Source organism: Candidatus Binatia bacterium, from assembly GCA_029243485.1.
GTDB lineage: Bacteria > Desulfobacterota > Binatia > UBA12015 > UBA12015 > VGTG01.
Genome location: JAQWRY010000057.1, coordinates 1 through 7829, shown reverse-complemented (window position 1 = coordinate 7829; position 7829 = coordinate 1). Strand labels below are relative to the sequence as shown.

The 7829-nt window shown below is 64.4% G+C and carries 5 protein-coding genes; all 5 read left to right on the top strand.

From position 1 onward, the window contains the following. Window positions 1-298 precede the first annotated feature (298 nt). The 5 genes from P8R42_16190 (at window position 299) to P8R42_16170 (ending at window position 7515) form a co-directional block, all read left to right on the top strand. Window positions 299-2836, top strand: coding sequence for a DUF3604 domain-containing protein (locus P8R42_16190; protein ID MDG2306154.1), 2538 nt, complete (start codon window positions 299-301; stop codon window positions 2834-2836). Next, window positions 2833-3804: a peptidylprolyl isomerase gene (locus P8R42_16185; protein ID MDG2306153.1), complete on the top strand. Its 972-nt coding sequence runs from the start codon at window positions 2833-2835 to the stop codon at window positions 3802-3804. Before P8R42_16190 ends, P8R42_16185 begins: the two co-directional genes overlap by 4 nt. Before the next feature lie 104 nt (window positions 3805-3908). After that, window positions 3909-4808, top strand: coding sequence for an alpha/beta hydrolase (locus tag P8R42_16180; GenBank protein MDG2306152.1), 900 nt, complete (start codon window positions 3909-3911; stop codon window positions 4806-4808). 387 nt (window positions 4809-5195) lie between these two features. After that, on the top strand, window positions 5196-7202 hold the full coding sequence (locus P8R42_16175; GenBank protein ID MDG2306151.1) for a hypothetical protein: 2007 nt from the start codon (window positions 5196-5198) through the stop codon (window positions 7200-7202). Window positions 7203-7299: 97 nt separating this feature from the next. Then, window positions 7300-7515 (top strand): hypothetical protein, encoded by a 216-nt coding sequence (locus P8R42_16170; GenBank protein ID MDG2306150.1) that lies wholly within the window; start codon window positions 7300-7302, stop codon window positions 7513-7515. Window positions 7516-7829 lie beyond the last annotated feature (314 nt).

Sequence of the window (7829 nt, the reverse complement as noted above, 5' to 3'; positions counted from 1 at the left end):
GGCTCTGATCTTGCCGTCTGCCCAGGATTCGATTCAGCTTGGGGGAGCATCATGGCTTCAGCGAATCAATTTTGCGGTGGCTAGCAGCGGGTAGAGTACCACCCAGGCGATCCGGTGTAGGCGACATGAAGAACCTATTTGGTTTCGTCGCGCAGTAGTGGAGTCGCAAGGAGCGTTGGGGAGGGGGCGCTCCTGGCCCTGCCGGCGGCGGAGTCGCCCGCCGGGCTTCCCTCGTGACGCGGACGGCGGATCTTAGGCCTGGTTTGACTCGCCTTTGGGCTTGGGGCCAGAACGACGGATGGACGCGATAAGGTGGGCTCGTTCGGGCGTGATGGTGGCGGTCTCGGTCTTCGCTTTGTCCGACGCTGGCGCGGCGGACCGTGCGTTCGAGCGAACCGAAGATCGGGCTCCGTGCGCAAATTACAGCGCCACCAAGAGCCCATTCTTCGGCGAGACTCACATTCATACCGCGTATTCGTTCGATGCTGTGACGCTCTGGACGAGGAATACTCCCGCGGATGGGTATCGTTACGCGAAGGGCTACGAGGTCGGCCTGGCTCCCTGGGTCGACACCCGGGACCAGTTCCAACCCACGCCAGTACCCCCCGATGCGTCGCCCCTGGTGGCCCCGTACCCGTACTGTCTGCCGCCAGAGAAGTGTCAGTTCACGGCCTCGCGTACGGCGCAGTTGCCCGAGGGGCGTGCCCTCGACTGGGTCGCGATCACGGATCACTCCGAGCAGTTCGGCGAGTCGAACATCTGCATGTTCGAGCCGGAAGTCTCGTGCGAGTCCGACGCAGACTGCCCGGCGGGCCAGGAGTGCGGAACCGTGGTGGGCGACGTGATCGCGGACCTCACCGGGGGCGACCTCCCGACGAAGTGCGTTCCCGTCGGACACGGCTCGACTCTCTGCACGCTGGCACGCGATGAGTTGACTCGCCTGACGAGCGGGCCGGCGGCGGCTCTCGTGGCCAATCCGGAGAACGCGTCGGAGAACCCGCAGCGGGTGAAGTTCTGCACGCTCGGCGAGGGGCCGTTGGGTGATCGTTGCATTGAGCAGGCGACGAACGTGTGGCAGCAGATCCAGGCCGACGCGGAAGCCGCCTACGATCGAACCTCGGCCTGCACATTCACGTCGTTCGTGGCCTACGAGTACACGGCCATGATGTCGGCCGGGCGCTGCGAGAACCTTCCCGATCTCCCGTGCTGGGACAATCTCGGCAAAGACGACGCTTCCGAGGACTGCCCGCCCGAAGGCGGTCCCAAGGGCCTATGCGTGTCGACCTATCCTGGCAGCGGCGGGCTCGACAACATGCACCGCAACATCATCTTCCGGAACGACGAAGTGCTCGACGTTCCCATCAGCAACATCGAAGCTCCGGTCGGCTGCGGAAAGGGCGACGAGTGCGTGCGACCGGGATCTTTCGCTCTCGGCTCTCCGCAGCAGATGCTCGAGGATCTGCGCCGTCTTTGTAACGACAGCCCGCTCCGTCCCCGCTGCGAGGCGCTTTCGATTCCACACAACTCGAACTTGAGCGGTGGCGCGATGTTCCTGATGCCCGAGAGCCTCGACGAGGCGGAGATCCGGGGCGCGATGGAGCCATTGGTCGAGATCCTACAGATCAAAGGCTCGTCGGAATGCCGTTTCCAGGCGGACATGCCCGGGGCGTGGGGCTCGACCGACGAGGAGTGTGCCTTCGAGGCGCAGAACTTCAGTCGGCTGAGCGGCGAGTGGCTCCAGCCCGAGAACCGCGACCCCGACAACATTCCGCCGAACGGCTTCGTTCGCAACACGCTGAAGAACGGCATTCAGTTCGACGACGCGACTGGCATCAACCCGTTCAAGCTCGGCTTCGTCGGAGGGCTGGATAATCACAACGGCACGCCGGGGCACAGCGAAGAGGTCGACTATGCCCGCCACGGCGCGCATGGCGTCCAGAGCTTCGCGGTCTCCTCGCAGGCGCTGGACGAGAAATTCTTTCTCGGCCTCGAGACGAACGGCGGTGGACTGACGGTCGCGTGGGCCGAGGAGAACTCGAGAGACTCGATTTTCACCGCGCTCAAGAACCGCGAAACGTATGCGACGAGCGGTACCCGACCGATCGTCCGTTTCTTCGGGGGCGCCGATCTGCCGCCCGACATATGTGAGCGCGGAGACTTCGCGGCCCAGGGATACGCAGCGGGCGTGCCGATGGGTGGTACTCTGACGAGGAGCGACGTCGTGGGTGACGCTGCACCGCGGTTCGCGGTAAGCGCCATGATGGACCCGGGATGGCCGCTCCATCCCGGAACGAAGCTCGATCGCCTGCAGATCGTGAAGGGCTGGGTAGACGGGGACGAGACACGCGAGCAGGTCTTTGATCTGACGACGTACGCAGACGGCTCGCCCCGCGCGATCTCTCGCGGCGATGGTCGGCTTCGCGTCGCGCCGGCGGTCGGGGAGGTCGATCTGGCGACGTGTAGGACGAATGGGGTGGGGGCGGCCAGTCTTTGCTCGGTCTGGGCGGATCCGGACTTCCACCCTGACAGCCACGCCTTCTACTACGTTCGCGTGCTCGAGCAGCCGAGCTGTCGATGGAACCAATACTACTGCAATGCCCGGGGTGTGGATTGTGCGGCCCCGCAGGGGGTGTGTGGCTCCACCGATCCGAGCTTCAACGGCAAGGGCTGCGCCTCGAAGGACGACTGTGGCGGTGGAGTGTGCGAGACACCGATGAGCTACACGGCGTACGAGTATCAACAATGCTGCGCCGGCGCGGTGCCGAAGACGGTGCAGCAGCGCGCCTGGACGTCGCCGATCTGGTACAGCCCGGTCGGAGCGGGAAGCGCGCCGTGAAGGCCTGGCTCTCCTGGCCGCCGCTGCACTTCGTGGTGGGCGGCGTCGGGCTGATCGCACTTCGCTGGGCTCTCGGCGAGACACCGGGCGAGCGACCGGCCGTTCCGGTGCGCGCGCCGATCGTGATTTCGGTCGAACACCTCGAACGCCTCGGTGACCGATTCGAGCGAAGGTGGGGTGCGCCCCCGAGACCCGAGCAACTTCGCGCGCTCGTCGCCGAAGAGGTGCAAGAAGAGATTCTCTACCGCGAGGCCAAGCGCCTCGCTCTCGACTATCAGGACGGCAGCGTTCGGCTTCGACTGGTGCAGAAGATGCGGGCGGTGAGCGAACGTCCCGGGAGGAGTGAGGGCGAGCTCGCGCGCGAGGCCGTCGCGCTCGGTTTCGATGACGACGTCGTCATTCGCCGCCTTCTCGCGGAGGAGATGCGACTCGTCTTGCGCCAGCCGTCCGGGCATTCCGAGCTCTCCGACGAGAAGCTGCGCGAGGTTCTCGAGACGCACCGCGACGAGTTTCTCCAACCCGAGCGGGTGACCTTCTCGCACGTCTTTCTGAGCGCGGATGTACGCGGTGATTCGGTCGCCGACGACGCGGCTGCTGCGCTGGCCCTTCTTCAGTCGGATCCGATCGACGAGGATCGCCGCGCGCAACTCTCGGATGCCTTCCCGCTGGGGCTCGACTTTCGCTCGGTTCCCCGCTTGAGCGTTCAGGGGCGTCTCGGCAAGCCGTTTTCCGACGAGGTCTTCCGTCTCGAGCCGGGGACGTGGTCGGGGCCGGTGGAATCCCCTTACGGGCTCCACCTCGTGCGGGTCGAGGAGATCCTGGCCGCCGAGCTTCCGCCGGTTGCGGAGGTTCGTCCGCGTGTGCTGCGCATGGCCGCCGACGAGCTGGGGCGCGATCGCCTTGCGACGGGCCTGGTGCGTCTGCGCCGGCTCTACGACGTTCGGATCGCGGATTCGCCCGAGTCGTAGCGCGGCCGGCGGCGTGCCGCGGCGTGGCCGCCGGGCGGGGGTACCGAGATCGAACCCCTCGGAGGGGTTGCTCCGGTCGCCTGCCACCACCATTCTTGGCGGCGATGGCTGACGATGCTCCCAAGTGGCTCCGGACCGCCCTGGCCGCGCCGGTCGAGGAAGACGAAATCACCGTAAGCGGGTGCGCGATTCACCGAATGGCGTGGGGCGATCGCGAGCAGCCGGGCCTCGTCCTGATCCACGGCGGTGCTGGCCACGCGCACTGGTGGAGCTTCATCGCGCCGCTCTTTCCTCAGTATCGGGTGGTCGCGCTCGACCTCTCGGGGCACGGCGACAGCGGGCGACGTTCCGAGTACAGCGTCGACGACTGGACCGAAGAGGTCTTGGCCGCAGCGCAGGGCGAGGGCATGGAAGGGCCGCCGGTCGTGATCGGCCACTCGATGGGGGGCTTCGTCGCCACGGCCACGGCGGTGAAGGCCGGCACCGACATTGCCGGCATGATCATCCTCGACAGCCCGATCGTCGCCGAGGACGCGGAGGTGGAGGCGGCCCGCCTAGGGCAGGCCTTCGGCGCCCCGAAGATCTACCCCGACGTCGAGACCGCCATCGCGCGTTTTCGGACGGTCCCGCGGCAGGAGAACTACGACCCGTTCATTCTTCGACACGTGGCAGAGCATTCGCTGCGTTCCGTCGACGGCGGCTTCAGCTGGAAGTTCGATCCGGCTCTCTTTCGAGCGGTGAGTCGCACGCAGACGGCCGAGCTACTGCCGAAGGTGAGCGGGCGCGTCGCGCTCATTCGGTCGGAGTTCGGTCTTGTCACGGCCCATGTAGGTGCGATCATGTACGAGGCACTCGGGCGGGTCGCGCCGGTCGTGGAGATCCCACTGGCCGGGCACCACATGATGCTCGATCAGCCGCTTTCTCTCGTGACTGCGCTGCGCGCGATTCTGGCGGATTGGGAGCACTCGGTGCCGTTTCCGCGCCAGCACATCGTCCGTCGTTGACCGACGGATCGCGAATGCGTCGGTGGGCGTGACGCGGGTCTACGGGCACCGAAAGAAGCCAAGAAAAAGGGGCGTTTCGGCTGCGGTTCACGGACAAAAGGCGGACACATCCGTTTTATCGGCAGTTGGTGAGACCCTTGCCGGTTACTTGAAGCGCGGGCCGAAAAGGAGTTTTAAATGTCCACCGTGCAACATGCACGAGGAAGCTTTGAAGGAGATGCGGAGATGAAGGCAAGGGGTGAAAAGGTGGTCTATGGGCGAGTCGGCCCAGACTCGTTGAGCGATGGCAAGGTCCCATCCGGGCCATCGCCCTCAAGTCCGGCGAGATGCGGATTCCGTCGCCTCGGCGCCGGATTCGCCGGGCTGGTCGCTCTGCTCCTCTGTCCCATGGCAATGGGAATCCCCATTGCGAATGCGCAGACCCAGGTAGTGGTAGCAGAGCCGCAGGGCGTGCCGGGTATGGTGCCGAAGTCTGTTTATGTCCTCGCGACCTCTGGAGCGAGCGAAACAATTTCCTTCTCCACGCTGACCCCGATATCGGACTGCCCGGTGGACTCCAATTCAGAAGCCATCATACTCGGCTGCCCCGACTCGAACGGCTCTCGCTGCAACAGCTTAGGAGGCTATCAGATTGGGGCCGCTGGGAGCTGCGGCCAGATCGAGAGCGCCTCGCCGCCTTGCTACTGCCAGTACGAATCTGACGGAACCTCCAACTCGAATTATCCATGCCAAAAGGATGAAGGATGGATATGCAGCAACGGGAGTATCGTTGACGGCGAATTAACCGGAACAGGAGAGGCTTACACCTCGATCGTGCTCGGGGGAACCTATCACGGACAATCGATATTCTACCTCGGCGCTTCGGACGGTGAGATTTACCCCAAGGTCATCGAGAAAGCATCGGGTAACTATGCCCCGACTCTGAAAACGCCCTCGGGCTGGCCGACTTCTTATTCTTTCCAGTGTCGTTTCGGAGGCACTGACTACGAGGACTGTGGTTCGGTGGCGGCACTGGCCGTCGATCCGACAGGAAACTACCTCTATGCCAGTTTTTCGACGGCCACCGAGGAACTCTGCAGCGACTTGGTCTGTGAAAATGGCACCGTCTTGATGGGCGATAAGAAAGTTCTCGCTCGTGGCAGCCTTCTCGTCATCGCGATCAACTCGGACCTGACTCTCGAGCCGGATACTGCTGCGCAGCTCCCTCACGCCATATGGGGTAACGCCCGGGGCTGGATCGACAAGTCGGGGTACGAGCAGGCCCCTTCGACGGTCGGTCCCAACTTGCGCACATACCCGCCATGCAACGAGAACCAGACCCTTCCTTGCCCACTGTCGGGTCCGCTCGCAAAGTACGCGGACACGGGAGCGGTCTTCTACTCCGGCGTCATTGGGAGTATTGAAAAGTACAAGGACGGACCGAGCGATCCGGTTCCCAGCAATGTTGGATACTGGTGCTACGACTCCTACGACTGTGAGCTGGCGTACGATTTTCCGCTCTATGACAGTGAGGGCTTTTCGGTCATCACCGCGGCCGAATATGGAATGTTTGACGTCGACGGAGGTGATCTACAGCCGGTTCTATTCTGGAATCAGGTCTCAGGGGAGTGGGCAGAACCTCCCGAGACCGACCAAGGGGATGCTACTTCCCTCATCCCAGCTGATACGTCGAACCTCCTGGTTGCGTGCCCAGTCGACGAGCTTACGAGCGAGAACCCTTGCGACGGCTCGGAATATCATTTGAACAGTGATGATTCGGGCGGTTTTGGAATGGGACCGGACACCGTTGAGCCATTTGCCTCCCAGCTGCTCTACACGCCGCCATTCCAGGCGAACTTGACCGAAAGTTTTGGCATTCTGACGGTCGCAGTCGGCGGCCCCGGCTACACGACAAACCTAGATAATCCCAACTACTACTCAAGCGGCCCCGCCACCGCAGGCAGCTTCTACCCCCAAACCGTCGTGCTCCAGTACGCGCCCGGCTCTGATGGGAACTTGGCGGTATTACCGCTGGGCACTACCGATGGCGCGATCTTCACATCTTGCGGCGCGGGGTCGATGGGTCTGTATGGCGACTCCAACGGCAACCTCCTGGTCAGCTACGGGGCAAGCGGGCTCGTGGGAGTGAACCTGTTCGATAGTGCCGGCGCCTCGAACCTACCCGTCGACAACTTCGTGTTGTCCACGAACGGCGCTCCGAACGGCTGCAAAGTGGACACAACCACGGCGGGTTCGCCGGGCTCGAAGCCATTGGGCGCTCTCGGTCTCATCTCCGATTTGATCACGATCGGCGGAGCCGTTTCCCCCGAGCCCGAGCCCGAGCCCGAGCCCGTTCGTCGGGCCATCGGCGCGAAGCCCGGGACGAGACTGCCCGTCCGAAGCAGCATCCGGTAGCGTATGGAAAACACGAAACACCCTTGGACTCTTCGTTCGTCCTGAGGGCGGGTCGGCGGACCTCGCGCGTGGCGACGGGAGACTCCGCGCGGGATTCGTGTCTGCCGTCGGCGGTACGAACGCACATTGCGGGGCGGTCGCAGCACTCTTCTCCGATTCCTTCTTGGGCGAAACGTTCCCGGGCCTCGGCACCCAGGGGGTCGGGTGCTTCTTCGAGCCGATCGTCGCGAGCGATGCGCGTCGGCTGGTGGCTCCGACGACCACGGCCAGCGCGGTCTGGGCAGACCGGCCACGCTACTGCGCCTGCCAGTAGGAGCGTCCGGCCCCTACAACCCCTTGGGCCGGTTCACGAATCGGGCGGGGCTTCGTCGGCTTGCGAAATGCGAGCGGGGCGCTTGCAGCAGTGTCCGCGACGCCCCGTCTCGACGCGCTCAGCGGAATCGCCGATGGGGCCGCCCAGCGGCTCCCGCCGCGGGTCTTGCCCGCCCGCTCTTTATCTGGCGCCCCTGGACCGGGCCATGGAGCGGCGGATGTCGCAAGGGCGGCTGGTGTCCTACGTGCGCTACATGGACGATTTCGTCCTGCTCGCGCGCACGCGCTGGCAGCTCCGGCGAGCGATCGCCGAGG

Excerpts from the sequence above, each read along its gene's own strand:
- P8R42_16190 (MDG2306154.1), top strand. The coding sequence starts at position 299 with ATGGACGCGATAAGGTGGGCTCGTTCGGGCGTGATGGTGGCGGTCTCG.
- P8R42_16180 (MDG2306152.1), top strand. The coding sequence starts at position 3,909 with ATGGCTGACGATGCTCCCAAGTGGCTCCGGACCGCCCTGGCCGCGCCG.
- P8R42_16175 (MDG2306151.1), top strand. The coding sequence starts at position 5,196 with ATGGCAATGGGAATCCCCATTGCGAATGCGCAGACCCAGGTAGTGGTA.